The organism is Streptomyces brasiliensis (assembly GCF_014647875.1).
Lineage (GTDB): Bacteria > Actinomycetota > Actinomycetes > Streptomycetales > Streptomycetaceae > Streptomyces > Streptomyces brasiliensis.
Map to the genome: position 1 here is coordinate 160,311 of NZ_BMQA01000011.1, position 15,644 is coordinate 175,954.

16 protein-coding genes and 3 pseudogenes are annotated in these 15,644 nt (G+C 71.1%); 7 read left to right on the forward strand and 12 right to left on the reverse strand.

The features are described 5' to 3' along the window. Nucleotides 1-26: 26 nt before the first annotated feature. Nucleotides 27-791: an SDR family oxidoreductase gene (locus tag IEZ19_RS19455; RefSeq protein WP_189312489.1), complete on the reverse strand. Its 765-nt coding sequence runs from the start codon at nucleotides 789-791 to the stop codon at nucleotides 27-29. Nucleotides 792-929: 138 nt separating this feature from the next. Between IEZ19_RS19455 and IEZ19_RS19460 the strand changes: the two genes are divergently transcribed. Together IEZ19_RS19460 and IEZ19_RS19465 are read left to right on the forward strand one after the other, a co-directional pair. Then, a complete protein-coding gene (locus IEZ19_RS19460; RefSeq protein ID WP_189312490.1) occupies nucleotides 930-1,361 on the forward strand; it encodes a hypothetical protein in 432 nt (143 codons plus the stop codon). 298 nt (nucleotides 1,362-1,659) lie between these two features. Continuing rightward, complete coding sequence (locus tag IEZ19_RS19465) at nucleotides 1,660-2,523, forward strand: Bax inhibitor-1/YccA family protein (protein WP_189312491.1); 864 nt, start codon at nucleotides 1,660-1,662, stop codon at nucleotides 2,521-2,523. Nucleotides 2,524-2,607: 84 nt separating this feature from the next. Here the strand turns inward: IEZ19_RS19465 and IEZ19_RS19470 are convergent, their stop codons facing one another. After that, nucleotides 2,608-2,838: a DUF4287 domain-containing protein gene (locus IEZ19_RS19470; RefSeq protein WP_189312492.1), complete on the reverse strand. Its 231-nt coding sequence runs from the start codon at nucleotides 2,836-2,838 to the stop codon at nucleotides 2,608-2,610. 110 nt (nucleotides 2,839-2,948) lie between these two features. On the opposite strand from IEZ19_RS19470, the gene IEZ19_RS19475 reads away from it, so the two are divergent. Next, nucleotides 2,949-3,260 (forward strand): hypothetical protein, encoded by a 312-nt coding sequence (locus IEZ19_RS19475; RefSeq protein WP_189312493.1) that lies wholly within the window; start codon nucleotides 2,949-2,951, stop codon nucleotides 3,258-3,260. A gap of 49 nt (nucleotides 3,261-3,309) precedes the next feature. On the opposite strand, the gene IEZ19_RS19480 is transcribed toward IEZ19_RS19475, so the two are convergent. The 3 genes from IEZ19_RS19480 to IEZ19_RS19490 all read right to left on the reverse strand — a co-directional run bounded on the left by IEZ19_RS19480 (nucleotide 3,310) and on the right by IEZ19_RS19490 (nucleotide 6,882). Next, nucleotides 3,310-4,092 carry a hypothetical protein gene (locus tag IEZ19_RS19480; protein ID WP_189312558.1) on the reverse strand — a complete coding sequence of 261 codons (783 nt, stop codon included), beginning with the start codon at nucleotides 4,090-4,092 and terminating at the stop codon, nucleotides 3,310-3,312. Nucleotides 4,093-4,374: 282 nt separating this feature from the next. Further along, nucleotides 4,375-5,595, reverse strand: coding sequence for an acetyl-CoA C-acetyltransferase (locus IEZ19_RS19485; RefSeq protein WP_189312494.1), 1,221 nt, complete (start codon nucleotides 5,593-5,595; stop codon nucleotides 4,375-4,377). Nucleotides 5,596-5,802: 207 nt separating this feature from the next. Further along, entirely contained in the window at nucleotides 5,803-6,882 is a 1,080-nt protein-coding gene (locus tag IEZ19_RS19490) for an SGNH/GDSL hydrolase family protein (RefSeq protein ID WP_189312495.1), read from the reverse strand. 160 nt (nucleotides 6,883-7,042) lie between these two features. Between IEZ19_RS19490 and IEZ19_RS19495 the strand changes: the two genes are divergently transcribed. After that, nucleotides 7,043-8,431 (forward strand): cystathionine beta-synthase, encoded by a 1,389-nt coding sequence (locus tag IEZ19_RS19495; protein WP_189312496.1) that lies wholly within the window; start codon nucleotides 7,043-7,045, stop codon nucleotides 8,429-8,431. Nucleotides 8,432-8,857: 426 nt separating this feature from the next. Here the strand turns inward: IEZ19_RS19495 and IEZ19_RS19500 are convergent, their stop codons facing one another. The 6 genes and pseudogenes from IEZ19_RS19500 to IEZ19_RS19525 all read right to left on the reverse strand — a co-directional run. Continuing rightward, nucleotides 8,858-9,289 carry a hypothetical protein gene (locus IEZ19_RS19500; protein WP_189312559.1) on the reverse strand — a complete coding sequence of 144 codons (432 nt, stop codon included), beginning with the start codon at nucleotides 9,287-9,289 and terminating at the stop codon, nucleotides 8,858-8,860. Between the two features lie 19 nt (nucleotides 9,290-9,308). Beyond that, nucleotides 9,309-9,710 (reverse strand): sodium-independent anion transporter, encoded by a 402-nt coding sequence (locus IEZ19_RS19505; RefSeq protein ID WP_229840476.1) that lies wholly within the window; start codon nucleotides 9,708-9,710, stop codon nucleotides 9,309-9,311. Between the two features lie 29 nt (nucleotides 9,711-9,739). After that, nucleotides 9,740-9,940, reverse strand: coding sequence for a hypothetical protein (locus tag IEZ19_RS19510; RefSeq protein WP_189312566.1), 201 nt, complete (start codon nucleotides 9,938-9,940; stop codon nucleotides 9,740-9,742). Nucleotides 9,941-10,124: 184 nt separating this feature from the next. Beyond that, nucleotides 10,125-10,289, reverse strand: a pseudogene (locus IEZ19_RS19515) (cytosine permease); the annotation flags it as partial. Then, nucleotides 10,290-10,724, reverse strand: a pseudogene (locus IEZ19_RS19520) (glycine betaine ABC transporter substrate-binding protein); the annotation flags it as partial. It lies immediately after the preceding pseudogene. Continuing rightward, nucleotides 10,718-10,891 (reverse strand): annotated as a pseudogene (locus IEZ19_RS19525) (ATP-binding cassette domain-containing protein); the annotation flags it as partial. The pseudogenes IEZ19_RS19520 and IEZ19_RS19525, both read right to left, overlap by 7 nt. A 118-nt stretch (nucleotides 10,892-11,009) precedes the next feature. On the opposite strand from IEZ19_RS19525, the gene IEZ19_RS19530 reads away from it, so the two are divergent. From IEZ19_RS19530 to IEZ19_RS19540, 3 genes are all read left to right on the forward strand, one after another. Beyond that, a complete protein-coding gene (locus IEZ19_RS19530; protein ID WP_189312497.1) occupies nucleotides 11,010-12,518 on the forward strand; it encodes an aromatic amino acid ammonia-lyase in 1,509 nt (502 codons plus the stop codon). Beyond that, nucleotides 12,515-13,357, forward strand: a complete 843-nt coding sequence (locus IEZ19_RS19535) for a MurR/RpiR family transcriptional regulator (RefSeq protein ID WP_189312498.1) — start codon at nucleotides 12,515-12,517, stop codon at nucleotides 13,355-13,357. Before IEZ19_RS19530 ends, IEZ19_RS19535 begins: the two co-directional genes overlap by 4 nt. 87 nt (nucleotides 13,358-13,444) lie before the next feature. Next, a complete protein-coding gene (locus IEZ19_RS19540) occupies nucleotides 13,445-14,029 on the forward strand; it encodes a hypothetical protein (RefSeq protein WP_189312499.1) in 585 nt (194 codons plus the stop codon). 119 nt (nucleotides 14,030-14,148) lie between these two features. Here the strand turns inward: IEZ19_RS19540 and IEZ19_RS19545 are convergent, their stop codons facing one another. Then, nucleotides 14,149-15,528, reverse strand: a complete 1,380-nt coding sequence (locus IEZ19_RS19545) for a type III PLP-dependent enzyme domain-containing protein (protein ID WP_189312500.1) — start codon at nucleotides 15,526-15,528, stop codon at nucleotides 14,149-14,151. Nucleotides 15,529-15,644 lie beyond the last annotated feature (116 nt).

Here is a 15,644-nt window from a genome sequence, read left to right on the forward strand (position 1 = left end):
TACGTACAGCGCTGACAACTGCTGCCTCAGCGCAATCCGGACACGCCGGGCGGCTGCTCAAATGGGCTCGAGAGGAGCCAGTCGGTGAAGGTCTGGGTGCCACGAGGGCCGGGGCCGGTCGGGAGCAGGCCGCCGCTGCTCATTCCGCCGGGAAGGTACAGGGGCAGGACCGGGCGCCGGCGGGCGCCGCCCGCGGCGACGACGCGCCGGGCCATGTCGACCAGCGACTCGACCCGCGGGCCGGCGAGCTCGGGGGCCATCGCCCGCGGCGGTTCGAGGGCGAGGTCGGCGAGGGCTTCGGACACCTCCCGTACGGCGATGGGCTGTACCCGGCCCGCCGGTACCACCGCGATCGGCCCGGGCACGCCACCCAGCACCTGACCCGCGAACTCGTGGAACTGCGTCGCACGCAGAACGGTCCACGGCACCGCCCCGCCCCGGACGATCTCCTCCTGCCGCAGCTTGCCCGCGTAATAGGGGTTCTTGACCCGGTCGATCCCCACGATCGACAGTGTGACGAGGTGCCGTGCCCCGGCCCGCTCGGCCGCTCCGACGAGGTTCCGCCCCGCCTTGTCGAAGAAGTCCACCGACACCGACTTGCGGGTCGTGATCACATTGCTGACGTCGATGACTGCCTCGGCCCCGGCAAGCGCCGCATCCAGCCCGGACCCGGTCAGCAGATCGACACCATGTCCGCGCGACAGCACCACGGGCGCATGCCCGCGAGCCCGCAGCGTCTCCACCACACGCCGCCCGGCCAGCCCGGTACCACCGGCAACCGCGATCTTCATGACTGCTCCCTCTCTCCACGCTGTACGGGAGAAGGACCACGGGGCCGCGAAAATTGTGACAGCTCGCCCGTGACCAGGGTCACAGCACTCGGCTGGGGTGCCGTGTCACGAAGACCTCGAGCCGGTGGTCCTGCATGTATGAAACCCGGATCCATCAAGAAGTGGCTGCGCGGCGGGCTGCTCACCCTGGCCACGCTGCAGACGGTCGTCTCGGTCTGGCAGTACGTCTTCCCCCGCTCGTTCTACGACGACTTCCCCACGGTGAACCTCGATCCCCCGTACAACGAGCACCTGCTCTCCGACGTCGGCGGTCTCGGGCTCGCGTTGACCGGCATGCTGTACTTCGCCGCCTGGGTGCTCGACAGCAAGGTCGTCCTGTCGGCGCTCATCGGCTACCTGATCTATGCAGCCACACACTTCACCTTCCACGTCCGGCACTTCGACCACTTCTCGCTTCTCGAGGCCTTCGGAGTGGGCACCGGGCTCGGCGTCGAGGTGGTCCTCGCGCTCGTGCTTCTCCACGTCGCCGGGCGAGTGCACCGGGCCGAGTCCGACCCGCCCGCCACATGACGCTCGCGCGGCGCCCCACCTGGACGGGTCGCCTCCTCGCGCGCGGCCGGGACCGACCCGGCCGAGGCCTGCACCGGCTTCCCGCTCGGCCGAACGGCCGATCGGCGGGTCTCCGGCCGGTTCCGGACATGTAGCGAGTCGGTCATGGAACACGACCCTCCGTGGCCGGGAATGAGGGACCCGCGTAGCGTGTTGCCCACCACGGCTGGGAAAGATCCTCCCCAGGAACTAGGGTCATTCCTTTGCCAGCCCATTACTCTTGAGCCAAGGCTACGCAGGGTGGCCATGGAGGAGTGAAATGAGGAGCAGCAACCCGGTCTTCTCGCGACGGGGGTTCAGCCGCGACAACGGCTACGCGGGCTTCAACACCGCGCCGCAGGCCGGGTACGCACAGGGAAACCCCTATGCCCAGGCCGGCAACCCCTACGCGACCAACCCGTACGCCCAGCAGGACCAGCAGTACGGCGCCCCGCAGGCTCCGGTCACCACCGACCGGATGACGATGGACGACGTCGTCATGCGCTCGGCCACCACGCTCGGCGTGGTCGCCCTGGGCGCGGTCCTCGCCTGGGCCCTGCTCCCGGTCTCGCCCGGCAGCTTCGGCCTGGCGATCGGCTCGGCCCTGGTCGCGATGGTCCTGGCCCTGGTCCAGAGCTTCAAGCGCACCCCGTCGCCCGCGCTGATCCTGGGGTACGCCGCCTTCGAGGGCGTCTTCCTCGGCGTGATCAGCGAGATGTACAACAGCGCGTGGAGCGGCGCTCCGTTCCAGGCGGTGCTCGGCACCATGGCGGTCTCGGGCGCGACCCTGCTCGTCTACAAGGCCGGCTGGATCCGCGTCACCGCCCGCTACGCCCGCATCGGTCTCGCCATCGCCATGGCGTTCATCGTGGTCATGGCGGTCAACCTGCTGCTCGTGGCCTTCGGCGTAGCCGAGGACGGCGGTCTGCGCAGCTTCGGTCCGCTCGGCGCGATCGTCGGCATCATCGCGATCCTGCTCGGCGCGTTCTTCCTGACCCTCGACTTCAAGCAGATCGAGGATGGCATCGCCTACGGCGCCCCGCGCAACGAGGCCTGGCTGGCCGCGTTCGGTCTCACCCTGACGCTGGTGTGGATCTACGTGGAGATGCTGCGACTGGTGGCGATCTTCAGCAGTAACGACTAGTCGGTGCTACGGCCGTCGTACGAGCCGTAGCGCGAGGGCCCCGGGATCCGTCCCGGGGCCCTTCGACGTTCCGGATGTGCGCGCCTAGAGCAGTTTGCGCGCGGCCCTCCTCAGGTCGTACTCGTGAATGATCGCCTTGGCGTGGCCGTACGCGAGGTTGTGCTCGTGCCGGAGCCAGCTGACCTTCTCCTCGAAGTTGAAGAGAGCGGGGCCTTCGTCGACAGCGCGAAGCCAGTCGGTGACTTCACGACCGGTGCAGTGCGGGATTCGGGCGAGCAGGTTGCGATGGGTCTCCTCGGAGAAGACTTGGGACATCGGCGCCTCCGGACGCATTTCGAAGCCGGTCCTTCACGTCACCGTGCCTGAGCGTTGGCGTGTTGGCAACAGTCCCGCGCACTAGCTCTGGGACGCGTTACCCTCACCGCGTGGTTGATACGACGCCCTTGACCCGTGCCGTGGATCACTTCGCCGACCGTTTGCGGGCGGCGCCGCAGAGCCGCTTGCAGCGGAGCGGCGCCGTTGAGGCGTTGGCCTTGGCCAGGGAGTTGGCACTGCGTGCCCAGCGGATCGAGGATCCCTCGGGGGAGCCTCGCGAGATGCCTGACGCCGGGATGTTCGCCGTCGCGGATCAAATCACTGTCGCCGGGCATGACTTGGCGGTCGTGCTGCGCAGCGAGGCCGAGGTTTCCGAGGCTGTGAAGTTGGTCGAGGAGGCGCAGAAGAGAGCGGGGGTCTGAGCTTCGCCGACAGGTGCGGGCAGGGCAATGCGCTCCGAGGACAAGAGCACTACAGCGACGCTATGACCCTGTCCGCCAGGATGTAGACCGTCTCCTCGCCGCACGTGAATGTCAGCGTGTACGCGCCCGAGATTCCCGAGCCGCCCAGGAGGACCGGGGACTCGCCCGCGCGGAGCGCCGCTGCCAGGCGTTCCGCAGTTTCGCGGTGGCCCGGGGTCATGCACAGGGTCGTGCCGTCGGCGAAGACGTAGACGTCGAGCGTGCCGAGCGGGCCGGGGCGGACGTCGGTGAGTTCGACTCCGGACTCGGCGAGCTGCTCCAGGGTGGAGACGGTGCGCTCGTGGTCGTTCACGACCGGCGACTGCACCGGCACGAAGTCCGGGTGCGAGGGGTGGCGGCGGCGCGCCGCCGCCAGCTCGGGGGAGTCACCGGCGAACTCGTCGGACTCCGTCGTCGGCTCGGCGACCGGCTCCAGCGGCTCGAGGCCCACGAAGTCGGTCTGCCGCGGCAGGAACGGTTCGCTGTCGGCGAGGCCCAGCAGCGTCGGTGCGTCGGAGGCGTCGCGGGCCTCTTGGGCCGCCCAGAACGCACGGGCCTCGGCGAGCTCCCGCTCCCGCTCCTCGGCGAGTGCCTCGGCCACGGCGGCGCGTATCTCATCCGCGTCGGCGGTGGTGCGGGCGGCGGGCAGCAGCGCACGCATGGCGGCTGCCTGGCTCTCGGCGAGCTGGGCGTGCAGGGCCGCGACCTGGCGACGCAGCACCAGTACGGTGCGCAGGACGGCGACGCCCACGGCGCCCGTGGCGGCCGTGGTGAGCAGCAAGGCGATCGGCATGGCGCTCACTGACGTACTCCCGGTTCAAAGTCGACCCCCGACTTCCTACATCAGCTTGAAGGGTGGACTAACCAGCTGTCAGTGCCTAACGTCACGAATCGGACAGGATCTTGACCCTGGGGTTTACCTGCACGACCGCGCTGACCTGCGTAGATATCTCCCTGAAGGGAGATAGGTCACATCCTGGGGGAGGTTGGATCACAAAACGGCCCGGCGTTCGATGGGAGATCGAACGCCGGGGCGAAGCATCACGGTGGGTTTCCTGGCGGTTACCGAACGGGCTCAGCTGAGGCGCTCGACGACCATCGCCATGCCCTGTCCGCCGCCGACGCACATCGTCTCCAGGCCGAACTGCTTGTCGTGGAACTGGAGGGAATTGATGAGCGTGCCGGTGATGCGGGCGCCGGTCATGCCGAAGGGGTGGCCGACGGCGATCGCGCCGCCGTTGACGTTCAGCTTCTCCAGCGGGATGTCCAGGTCGCGGTAGGAGGGGATGACCTGGGCGGCGAAGGCCTCGTTGATCTCGACCAGGTCGATGTCGTCGATCGTCAGGCCGGCCCGCCTCAGGGCCTGCTGGGACGCCTCGACCGGGCCGAGGCCCATGATCTCGGGGGACAGGCCCGAGACGCCGGTCGACACGATGCGGGCGAGCGGGGTGAGGCCCAGCTCGCGGGCCTTGGTGTCGGACATGATGACCACGGCCGCCGCGCCGTCGTTCAGCGGGCAGCAGTTGCCGGCGGTGACCAGGCCGTCGGGGCGGAAGACCGGTTTGAGGCCCTGGACGCCCTCCATCGTGACGCCGGCGCGCGGGCCGTCGTCCTTGCTGATCACCGTGCCGTCGGGGAGCGTCACCGGGGTGATCTCGCGCTCCCAGAAGCCGTTCTTGATGGCTTCCTCGGCGAGGTTCTGCGAGCGGACCCCGAACTCGTCCATGTCCTGGCGGGTGACGCCCTTCCAGCGGGCCAGGTTCTCGGCGGTCTGCCCCATCGCGATGTAGGCGTCCGGAACGAGGCCGTCCTCGCGCGGGTCGTGCCAGGTCGTGCCCTCCTGCTGGGCGACCTCGGCGGTGCGGGCCTCGGCCTCGGCGAAGAAGGGGTTGTGCGTGTCCGGGAGGCTGTCGGAGTTGCCCTTGACGAAGCGGGAGACCATCTCGACACCGGCCGAGATGAAGACGTCGCCCTCGCCGGCCTTGATGGCGTGCAGGGCCATGCGGCTCGTCTGCAGGGACGAGGAACAGTAACGGGTGATCGTGCAGCCCGGCAGGTGGTCCATGCCCATCTGTACGGCGACGATCCGGCCGAGGTTGTTGCCCTGCTCGCCGCCGGGCAGACCGCAGCCGAGCATCAGGTCGTCGATGTCCTTCGGGTCCAGCTCGGGGACCTTTGCGAGGGCGGCCTGGATGATCGTGGCGGTGAGGTCGTCGGGGCGCAGGTCCTTGAGGGAGCCCTTGAAGGCGCGGCCGATGGGGGAGCGGGCGGTCGAGACGATGACGGCTTCGGGCATCACGGCTCCAGACGGGAAGAGGCGGCGCATAGCGCCTCGTTGAGGGGTGGCGGTCGGATGAGGGGTGGGCGCATGGGGAGTTGGGCAGGGCTGTCTGGGAAGTTACCCGTACGTACCGGCGGGGTCACCGGTACGGCGGTGTGACCCTGACCGCACTTGTCTAAGCGCTTGCTTGGGCCGCTGTCGACGACCCGAACCGCCTCGTCCTCAGACGCCGGACGGGCTGGGAGGGGTGGACGTCGGCTCCGAGGCTTTCGGCTCCGGCACCCGGCGCCTGCGCCTCCGCTTGAGCAGCGCCCACGGTCCGCGCGGACCCGTCGGCATCGCCGCCGTGACCTCCGTGCCCGCCTCGGACGCCGCCTCCGCCGCCGCCCGGGCCACCGGCAGGAAGCCCTCGCGGCGCGAGACGTCCGGGCGTTCCTCCTCCGCCGGCCACAGGCCGAGGGTCGCGCAGACGGTCGGCAGGACCGCCATCGCCGCCGTGGCGTAGCCCTCCGCCGAGGGGTGGTAGTTGTCGGGGCCGAACAGCTCCCGGGGGTTCGCCGCGAACTCGGGGCCGAGCAGATCGCCCAGCGACACCGTACGGCCCCCCTGCTCGACCGCCCCGATCGTCTGGGCCGCGGCCAGCTGCCGCGAGGCCCGGCGGGCCAGCCACCGCAGCGGCTGCTGGACCGGCTCGATCGTGCCCAGGTCGGGACAGGTGCCGACGACGACCTCGGCGCCGGCCGTGCGCAGCCGCCGTACCGCCGCCGAGAGGTGCCGTACCGACCGGGTCGGGGGCATGCGGTGGGTGACGTCGTTCGCGCCGATCATGATCACGCAGACGTCCGGGACGGGCATGCCCGCGGACAGGACGAGGGCGACCTGGCGGTCCAGGTCGTCCGACTGGGCGCCGGGCAGTGCCACGTTGCGCAGCTCGACCGGGCGTTCCGCCACCGCTGCCAGGCCCGATGCGAGGAGTGCGCCGGGCGTCTGTCCCGAGCGGTGCACGCCCTGGCCGGCCGCCGTGGAGTCGCCGAGCATCGTCAGCCGGAGGGGCGGCTCGTCCGGGGTGTCGTAGCCTCCCCCACTCGCGGCTTCGCTCGAGCGGGGGGACCCCCAGCCGTACAGCCCGTCCGCCGACGGGACGCGGCCACCGTCGCCGTTGCCCACATGGCGCTTCGCCAGCTGCACCTCGGCCAGCAGCAGCCCGACGGCCGCCGCGCCGACCAGCCCGACGCCGCCTCCGCCGTACGCCGCCCCGGCCGCGATCCGCCGGGCCACCCTCGCCCTCGACATGCTCGTCATGCGTCGCTGCCACCTCCTCGTAGCCGTACATCCACTCCTTGCCCCGCACCGGCCGTGTGCCAATCTCAACGGGGAGTGAACGCCTGCCCGGCGCACGCTGCGGGCCTTAGGCTGGCCGCACCACTACGACCACTCTTTTTGCAAGCAACCGGAGACAACGGTGCAATTCCACGACTCGATGATCAGCCTCGTCGGCAACACCCCGCTGGTGAGGCTCAACAACGTGACCAAGGGCATCCGGGCGACCGTCCTGGCGAAGGTGGAGTACTTCAACCCGGGCGGCTCCGTGAAGGACCGCATCGCCCTGCGCATGATCGAGGCCGCGGAGGAGAGCGGTGCGCTGAAGCCCGGCGGCACGATCGTCGAGCCGACCAGCGGCAACACCGGGGTGGGGCTTGCCATCGTGGCCCAGCAGAAGGGGTACAAGTGCATCTTCGTGTGCCCCGACAAGGTGAGTACCGACAAGATCAACGTGCTGCGCGCCTACGGCGCCGAGGTCGTCGTGTGCCCCACCGCCGTGGACCCGGAGCACCCGGACTCCTACTACAACGTCTCCGACCGGCTGGTGCGTGAGACGCCGGGCGCGTGGAAGCCCGACCAGTACTCCAACCCCAACAATCCGCTCTCGCACTATCACTCGACCGGCCCCGAGCTGTGGGAGCAGACCGAGGGGAAGATCACCCACTTCGTGGCGGGCGTCGGCACCGGAGGCACCATCTCCGGCACCGGTCGCTACCTCAAGGACGTCAGCGACGGCAGGGTCAAGGTCGTCGGCGCCGACCCCGAGGGTTCCGTGTACTCCGGCGGCTCGGGGCGGCCTTATCTGGTCGAGGGCGTCGGCGAGGACTTCTGGCCGACCGCGTACGACCGCACCGTCGCGGACGAGATCGTGGCGGTGTCCGACAAGGACTCCTTCCAGATGACCCGGCGCCTCGCCAAGGAGGAGGGGCTGCTGGTCGGCGGTTCCTGCGGCATGGCGGTCGTGGCCGCGCTGCGGGTCGCCGAGCGGCTCGGCCCGGACGACGTCGTGGTCGTGCTGCTGCCTGACAGCGGGCGCGGCTACCTCTCCAAGATCTTCAACGACGAGTGGATGGCCGACTACGGCTTCCTCGAGGACGAGGGTCCGAGCGCCCGCGTCGCCGACGTCCTGAACGACAAGGAGCACGGCGCCATCCCCTCCCTCGTCCACATGCACCCGGACGAGACCGTCGGACAGGCCATCGAGGTGCTGCGCGAGTACGGCGTCTCGCAGATGCCGGTCGTGAAGCCCGGCGCGGGTCACCCGGACGTGATGGCCGCCGAGGTCGTGGGCTCGGTCGTGGAGCGGGAGCTGCTCGACGCCCTGTTCAGCAAGCGGGCGTCGCTGGAGGACCCGCTGGAGAAGCACATGTGCGCGCCGCTGCCGCAGGTCGGTTCCGGCGAGGCGGTCGCGGACCTGATGTCGGTGCTGGGCGAGGCGGACGCGGCGATCGTCCTCGTCGAGGGCAAGCCCACCGGTGTGGTCAGCCGGCAGGACCTGCTGGCCTTCCTCGCCAAGAGCGGAAAGTAAGGGCGAACATCCGGTGAATGAGCCGTTGCGGCGGGGAACTTGCGGTTTGCCGCCGCGCTCGGTGGACTTCGCGGAAGTGGTACGAGCGTGTCACGTGCGCGCAGCACCGGCTTAACACGGGTCCGGCACATTGGTGGGTGTCGGCAGGGCGGGAGCGGCTCCCCGCCCCGGCCGGCGCCGAACGGCGCCAAGGACCTCCGGAGCGGCTCCCGGACCTCCATGGACGCCAAGGACGCGCAAGCCCGGCCCTGACCCGGCCCGCGTCCCTCGCGGGGACCGCCGTCGTCCCGCCCCCCGGCAACGGGGGTGCGGCGGTCCCCGCGCATTGCTTTCCGGACGACCTGTGTTTCGCCGGGTTCCTGGCCGACTTGCGTCTCCGCCGGGTTCGGCAGCGCCGGCAACCGGTCGTGCGTCGGCGGGGAAGCGTCAGTCCTCCCAGTCGCTGTCCTGGCCCGCCTTCCTGTGGCGGCGGGTGCCGAACAGGCCCGGGTTGCTGCGGACCGCCTGCACCACGTTGACGCCGACGATGCCCGTCCAGGCCACCAGCAGGCCGGGCAGATGGGCGATGCCGCCGCCGATCGCGGACAGCGGGATCGCCAGTACCAGCGACACGATCGCGAAGCCGAAGCGCTCGCCCCAGGTGTCCGTGTCCCTCGGCGCCCTCGCGCCGCGCGCGACCTGCATCTGCTGCTCGGCGAGCTGCCTGCGCAGCCGGCGGTCGACCGCGCCGTCGATGCGCTGGTCGACCTTCTCCAGGAAGGATTCGACCAGCGCGGACTCGTACTCCTCGCCCAGTTCCCTGCGGGCCTGCAGGGTGGCGTCGAGTTCCTTCTTCAAGTCGGTGTCGCGCGCGTCCATTCCGGTCATACGCGTCAGGTTAGGGAACCGTGGATCCGGCCGCACTGGGGATAGCCCCCCTGTTGGCGCTGGGGGCAGCGGCCGTCAGGACGCCGCACGACTCCAGGACCCTGCGGTGCCCGAGTTCGACCCCGCCGATGCGGACTTCGATGCCCCGTCCGCGCAGCGCCGGCACCCCTGTCGCGTCCACCGCGGTCAGCCCGGACAGACGGAGGTCCACCGCCGAGATCCCCTCGTGGGCGAGGCTGCACCGGAAGCGGTGGGCGGCGGCCAACAGCAGCGGCCCGTCGAAGCGGTACGTCACCGTGCCCGCGCCGTCCGGGAGTTCGTCGCCCCCGGCCGGGGTGAGCCGGGTGCCGCGCACGGCCGCGCGCAGTGCGAGCAGCACCGAGACGCCGAGGCCGATCAGCACAGCCCGCACCAGGTCGAGGGCGAGGGTGGAGGCGGCGGTCAGGACGAGCCGCGGGTTTCGTGCGGGTGCCGGGAGTGGCCGAGGGTGTAGCGCCGGTTGCCCGTGAGGAGTTCGGTGCGGGCGGTGCGCGGCGGGTGGGGAGGGGAACCGGGCGCTGCCGCCGCCCCCGGGGTCAGGGGGGCGGCGGTCAGCGCACCGGCGGCTGTGACCGTCAGGAAGGTCCTGCGGTTGGAGGCCATGACGCTTCCTCAGGGGTACTGCTTGTGGCGCGCACTCACCGTAAGCACCCGGACCGTCACCCTGGGTGTCCATTTAACGACACTTGGCTGATTCGTCGTCAGATCATCGCTGACGCGATACCGCCTCTTGATCGGCGTCCGGCGCGAGGGCCGTCCGCTCCGGCGCGCGGGTCGCGAAGTGTCGTGACCGGACGGCATCCCCGCCGAAGACGACCGTGAGGGCGCCGGTGACGACCGCGGTGATCTGGAGGTCGGCGCCGAGCCGCAGGGTGAACTGGCTGAACGCCGTGCCGTGGCGCTCCTCGTCGGGGGCGACGTCGATGGAGCGGAGTTCGACGAGCCCTGCCATCTACTTCACCGGTCCCTTGTGCCGCGCGTACGCGTTCGCCACGTCCTCGGGGTCCTTCTTGTCCTTGTTCACCTGGCGGTTGAGTTCGGTGAGGTCGGCGGTGGTCAGGGTGTTGCCGAGCCGGGGCGGCGCCTTGCGGACCGTGTCGTCGGCCTTGCGGTCGGCGATGAGCGGCACGATGTGCTGGCTCGGGATCAGATGCTTCGGGTCGGCCAGTACCACCCGGCCGTTGGCCTCGATGTCGGTGTCGGTGGTGAAGAGGTTCGCCACGTCGACGTCGCTCTTCTTCGGGGCGCCCTTGACCAGCGGGCCGTCGGAGTCCAGCGAGTTGAACCCCTTGAACTCGACGCTGTACACGCCCCTCAGGCCGACCGTGCCGGCCTGGCGCTTCTTGACCCCAGGTGTGGCGCCGATGGCGAGCCTGCCGCTCTGCTTCTCATCCGCAGGGTGGTCGTCTTGCCGCAACCGGAGGATCCGACCAGGACGGTCACGCCGCCCTCCGGCATCTCCAGGGAGAGATCGTGGACTGCTGTCGTGCCGTTCGGGAGACGCTTGTGGACCGCATCGAACTGGATCACGAGGTGTCCCTTGCCTGGCTGTATAACGTCATGCAGAGTTTTTGGTGTCTGAATAGGTTGTCAATGCTCCGGTGTTGATCCGAGATAACTGGTGACCGAGGAACAAGATCGGATGTCCTGGTTTGAGGGGAGTTTTTGTGTGATGTCGTCTCGAATCGTGGACGCCCCGGAGTCCGTGCACGGCGGCCTGGTCGTCCTCGACGGGATCGGTATGGGCGTCGAGGACGTCGTACGCCTTGCCGACGGCGCCGCGCGGCCGGTTCCCGGGACCGACGCGATGCGCCGGGCGGAGGAGTCCTGGGACGCGGCGCGGAAGATCGCGGCCACCGGGCGCGTGTACGGCCGCTCGACCGGCGTGGGCGCCAACCGGAACGCGGACGTGCCGACCGAGGCAGCCGCCGGACACGGCCTGCGCCTGCTGCGCAGCCACGCGGGCGCGATCGGCGAGGAGCTGCCCGCGCGGCAGGTCCGGGCGATGCTCGCCGTGCGGGCCAACCAGCTCCTCGCGGGCGGTGCCGGTCTGCGCCCCAGCGTGATCACGGCCCTGTGCGAGGCGCTGGAGACGGGCGCGTACCCGGTGGTCAACGAGTTCGGCTCGGTCGGCACCGGCGACATCGCGCCGCTGGCCCAGCTGGGGCTCGCGCTGGCCGGGGAGCATCCCTGGCGGGGCCCGGCCGCCCCCGAGCCGCAGCCCCTGGACAACAACGACGCCCTCGCCCTGATCAGCAGCAACGCGCTCACCCTCGGCCAGGCCGCCCTCGCCCTGCACGAGCTGCGGGGGCTCATCGGAGCCACCCAGGTCGTGGCCGCGCTCTCCCTGCTGGCCGTCGACGGGTCGCACGAGGCGTACGCCGCGCCCGTCCACGCCGCCCGCCGTCACCGGGGAAGTGCCGAAGTCGCACGCCGCATGCGGGAGCTGATCGGCGCCGCCGACCGGCCCACCCCGCCGCTCGGCCGGATCCAGGACCCGTACGGCTTCCGCTGCCTGCCCCAGATCCACGGTCCCGCGCACGACGCGGCGGACGCCCTCGAAGAGGTGCTCACCGTGGAGATCAACGCGGCCGCCGAGAACCCCCTCATCTCCGTCGAGGACATGGCCGCCTACCACCACGGCGGCTTCTACCAGGCGCAACTCGCCCTCGCCCTGGATCACTTCAGGCTCGCGGTCACCCAGGTCGCCCGGCTGTCCACGTCCCGCCTGTCCACCCTCAACGAGCCCGCCTACACCCGGCTGCGCCCCTTCCTCGCCGACCACGAGCCCGCGTCCTCCGGCGTGATGATCCTCGAGTACGCCGCCGGCGCCGCCCTCGGCGATCTGCGCGCGTTCTCGGCCCCCGCGTCGCTCGGCCACGCTGTACTCTCCCGGGGCGTCGAGGAACAGGCCAGCTTCGCCTCGCTCGCCGCCCGGCAGACGCTGCGCGCCTGCGCTGCGTACCGTCTGGTGGCCGGCTGCGAACTCGTCGCCGCCGTACGGGCGCTGCGCCAGCGCGGCCTCAGGCCCGACCCGGAGCTTCCGGCGGGCCGGGCGGTGGCGCTCGCCGAGGCGGTGCTCGACGACGACCCGGCCGACCGGCCGCTCACGGACGACGTGACGGCCGCCGCCGCACTGCTCGACCGGTTCACGGACATCTGGAGGGGGAGCACGTCATGAGCGTGACCGACAGCCCTGCGACTCGACTGCAGGCGCTCTTCGAGGGGCACCGGCTCACGCCGACCCAGCGGCGCATCGCGCACAGCATGGTGCGGCGGGCGTCCGACGTGCCGTTCCTGTCCAGCGTGGAGCTGGCCGAACTGGCCGGGGTCAGCCAGCCGTCCGTGACCCGCTTCGCGGTCGCCCTCGGCTTCGACGGCTACCCCGCCCTGCGCAAGCACCTGCGCGACGTCGTGCCCGCCGAACCCGCCGCGGACTCGGCCACGCACAACGAGTACCAGCAGGCCGTCGAGGCCGAGATCGAGAACCTGCGGCACCTGGCCGAGGTGCTGGCCGACCTGCGCCCGGTGCAGCGGGCGGGCCGGATGCTGGCCGCCTCCCGTCCGCTCGCGGTGCTGGGGCTGCGCGCCGCCGCCTCCCAGGCGTACGGCTTCGCGTACTTCGCCGCCAAGGTCCACCCGGACGTACGGCTGCTCAACGAGGGCGGCACCATGATCCACGACCGCATCGACGCGGCCGTCCACGCGGGCGCCTCGACCCTGCTGTGCTTCGCCCTGCCCCGGCACCCGCGCGAGGTCGTCGACACCCTCGCCTACGCCAAGGAGGCCGGCCTGTCGGTGGTCACGGTCGCCGATTCGGCGTTCGCGCCCGTCGCCAAGTACTCCGACCTTCTGCTCCCGGCCGCGGTCGGCACGGGCCTCGCCTTCGACACGGCCTGCGCGCCGATGCTGCTCGGCCGCGTGCTGCTCGAGGCCATGTGCGACGACCTCCCGGACGCCCAGGCCCGCCTGGAGGAGTTCGACGCGAAGGCGGCGGTGCGGGGGCTGTTCGTGGAGTGATCCGCCGCTCTCAGACTGGTCTCACGTTGAGTCGTTAACGTGCCGCCCGCAGACGTTGTACGTACGGACGTGACGCGGGAGGTCGGCGTGGCGCGCGGAGGACAGGGGCTGGCCCGGGTGGCCGTCGTCGTGCGGGCCGGGGCGGCGCCGCTGTGGTGGGCCGGGGTGTTCGCGGCGGGTGTCGGGGTGGTGCCGCCGGGGGTGACGGGGCGTCGGATCGGTGTGCTGGCCGGGGCGGCGCTGTTCATCCTGGCAGCAGGTGCCGTGGCGTACACCCGTCGCCGCCGGTACGCCGACCTCGCCCATGCCGCCGCCCGCGCGAGCAAGCACGATGTGCTCCAGGACCGCGCGGTCAGCGTGCGCACCTGGCGCCGGGGTCACCGCTGGTGGCTGCTGCTCGCCTTCGTCCTGGCCCTCGGCAGCTCCTTCGCCGTGCCCGCGGCCGGTGGCATGCTGCTCGCCGGGACCGGCACCGGGCTGCGGCTGAAGGCGGCCTGGCTCGGGCGGCGCGAACGCGCCGAGGACACGCTGCTGTGGGTGCGCGTCGACTGGCTCGACCGGCGTGGCGGCCGGCCCGCGGGCAAGCCCGTCAAGGCCTACCGGGGCACAGGCATCGCGGCGGGGGACGCGGCCCCGGGCGGAGCTCGGAGGCGCTCGGCGGTGCTGGTCTGAGGGGACTGCGGCGGACCTGAAGGGGCGGGGCTGTATCGATGTGCGGCTCCGCCGCGTGGGCGCGACAAGCCACGACGAACCGGCAGCCGCGCACCCACCAGATCCCCCACGGCGCGTAGCTACCCCAACTCCGTCAACGAAGAGGCAAACGAACCCCCGGACTCCGCAACGATCTCCGCGATCGTCTGCGGCTCGCGCACCGTAGCGAAGGTCACGCCCCCGGCCCCGTCCGGCACGAACCCATAAACTCCTGGCCGCGCAAGCGAGTTGTACGCATAGTGATGCGCGAAGTAATACGCCCCGGTGTCCAGCGCAGCGGCATAGTCCCCCTGCTCCAGCAGCGGCAGCGCCCGACCCTCCGCCAGCAGGTCGCCCGCGAAGCAGGCCGGGCCCGCCACGTCCTGCACCACCTCGGGACCCGTCTTGGGCCGCCCCTTCGCGTCGTACGCCGCGATCCTCAGCGGCCATGTCCCGGGCGCGTAGACCGTCCGCGTCGCCACCTGCACGCCTGCGTGCGTCACCGCGACCGCCCGCCCGCCGGCGCTCTTCGCGTACTCCACGCGCGCGACCACTGTCCCCTGCTTGGCCAGCAGTGACCGCCCGAACTCGGTCACGAGTCCGTACCGCCCGTCGAACAGCCCCGGCACCGCCTCGCTGAGCAGCCGCGCGTACTGCGCGTACGTCGGCGTGGTCTCGTCCGAACCGAAGTTCACCGCCAGCCCGCCGCCGATGTCGAGCGTGTCGATCCGACGGTGGCCCGCGCGCTCGTTGATCTCCTCGGCGAGCCGGTAGGTCTCCGCGATGCCCTGGGCCATCACGGACAACGGAACCCCCTGGGACCCCGCGTGCACATGCAGCCGGGTCAGCCACGGCCGGTCCAGATAGGCCCGCACGACCCACTCCCTGGCCCCCTCGTCGCGCAGCGCCACTCCGAACTTCGAGGTTGCCGTCGCCGTCGACAGCGCCTCGATGGAGCCCGCGCCGACCTGCGGATTCACCCGGATCCCGATCGGCGAACGGCTGCCGGACGAGCGCATGAGACCGTCGAGGCGGTCCAGCTCCTGCGGATTGTCGGCGTGGAGCGTGGCCCCGAGGTCCAGCGCCTCCCGCAGTTCGGCCGTAGTCTTCGCGGGCGCGTCCAGCACGATGTGCTCCCCGGGCAGCCCCGCCGCGCGCGCCAGCGCCAGCTCGCCCGGGCTCGCCACCTCCGCGCCGATGCCCTCCTCGTGCAGCAGCCGCACCACCGGCACCAGCGGCGACGCCTTCACCGCGAAGGCGTGCAGCACGGGCGTGCCAGGGGCCGTCACCGCCTCGAACGCCGCGCGGAGTCCGGCCGCGGCCTCCCTGATGCCGGTGACGTCGAGCAGTCCCACGACCGGACTGCCGGGCCCCAGCAGCCCCTGCTCCACGGCGGCCCGCACCGCTTCGTCCCGGCGTGCCGCCCGCTCGGACTGCTCCGCGTAAGCCGACTTCGCGTCGCTCACGACGCCCCCTGTCATCTCATCACTCCAATGCATACGTCCAGCGAAGCACCTGTACAGCGCAGACAGGGGTGTACCGCCGTATTGACTAGCTCTATTCATAGCGTCAGGATGTGAATAGTCCAGTAACAATC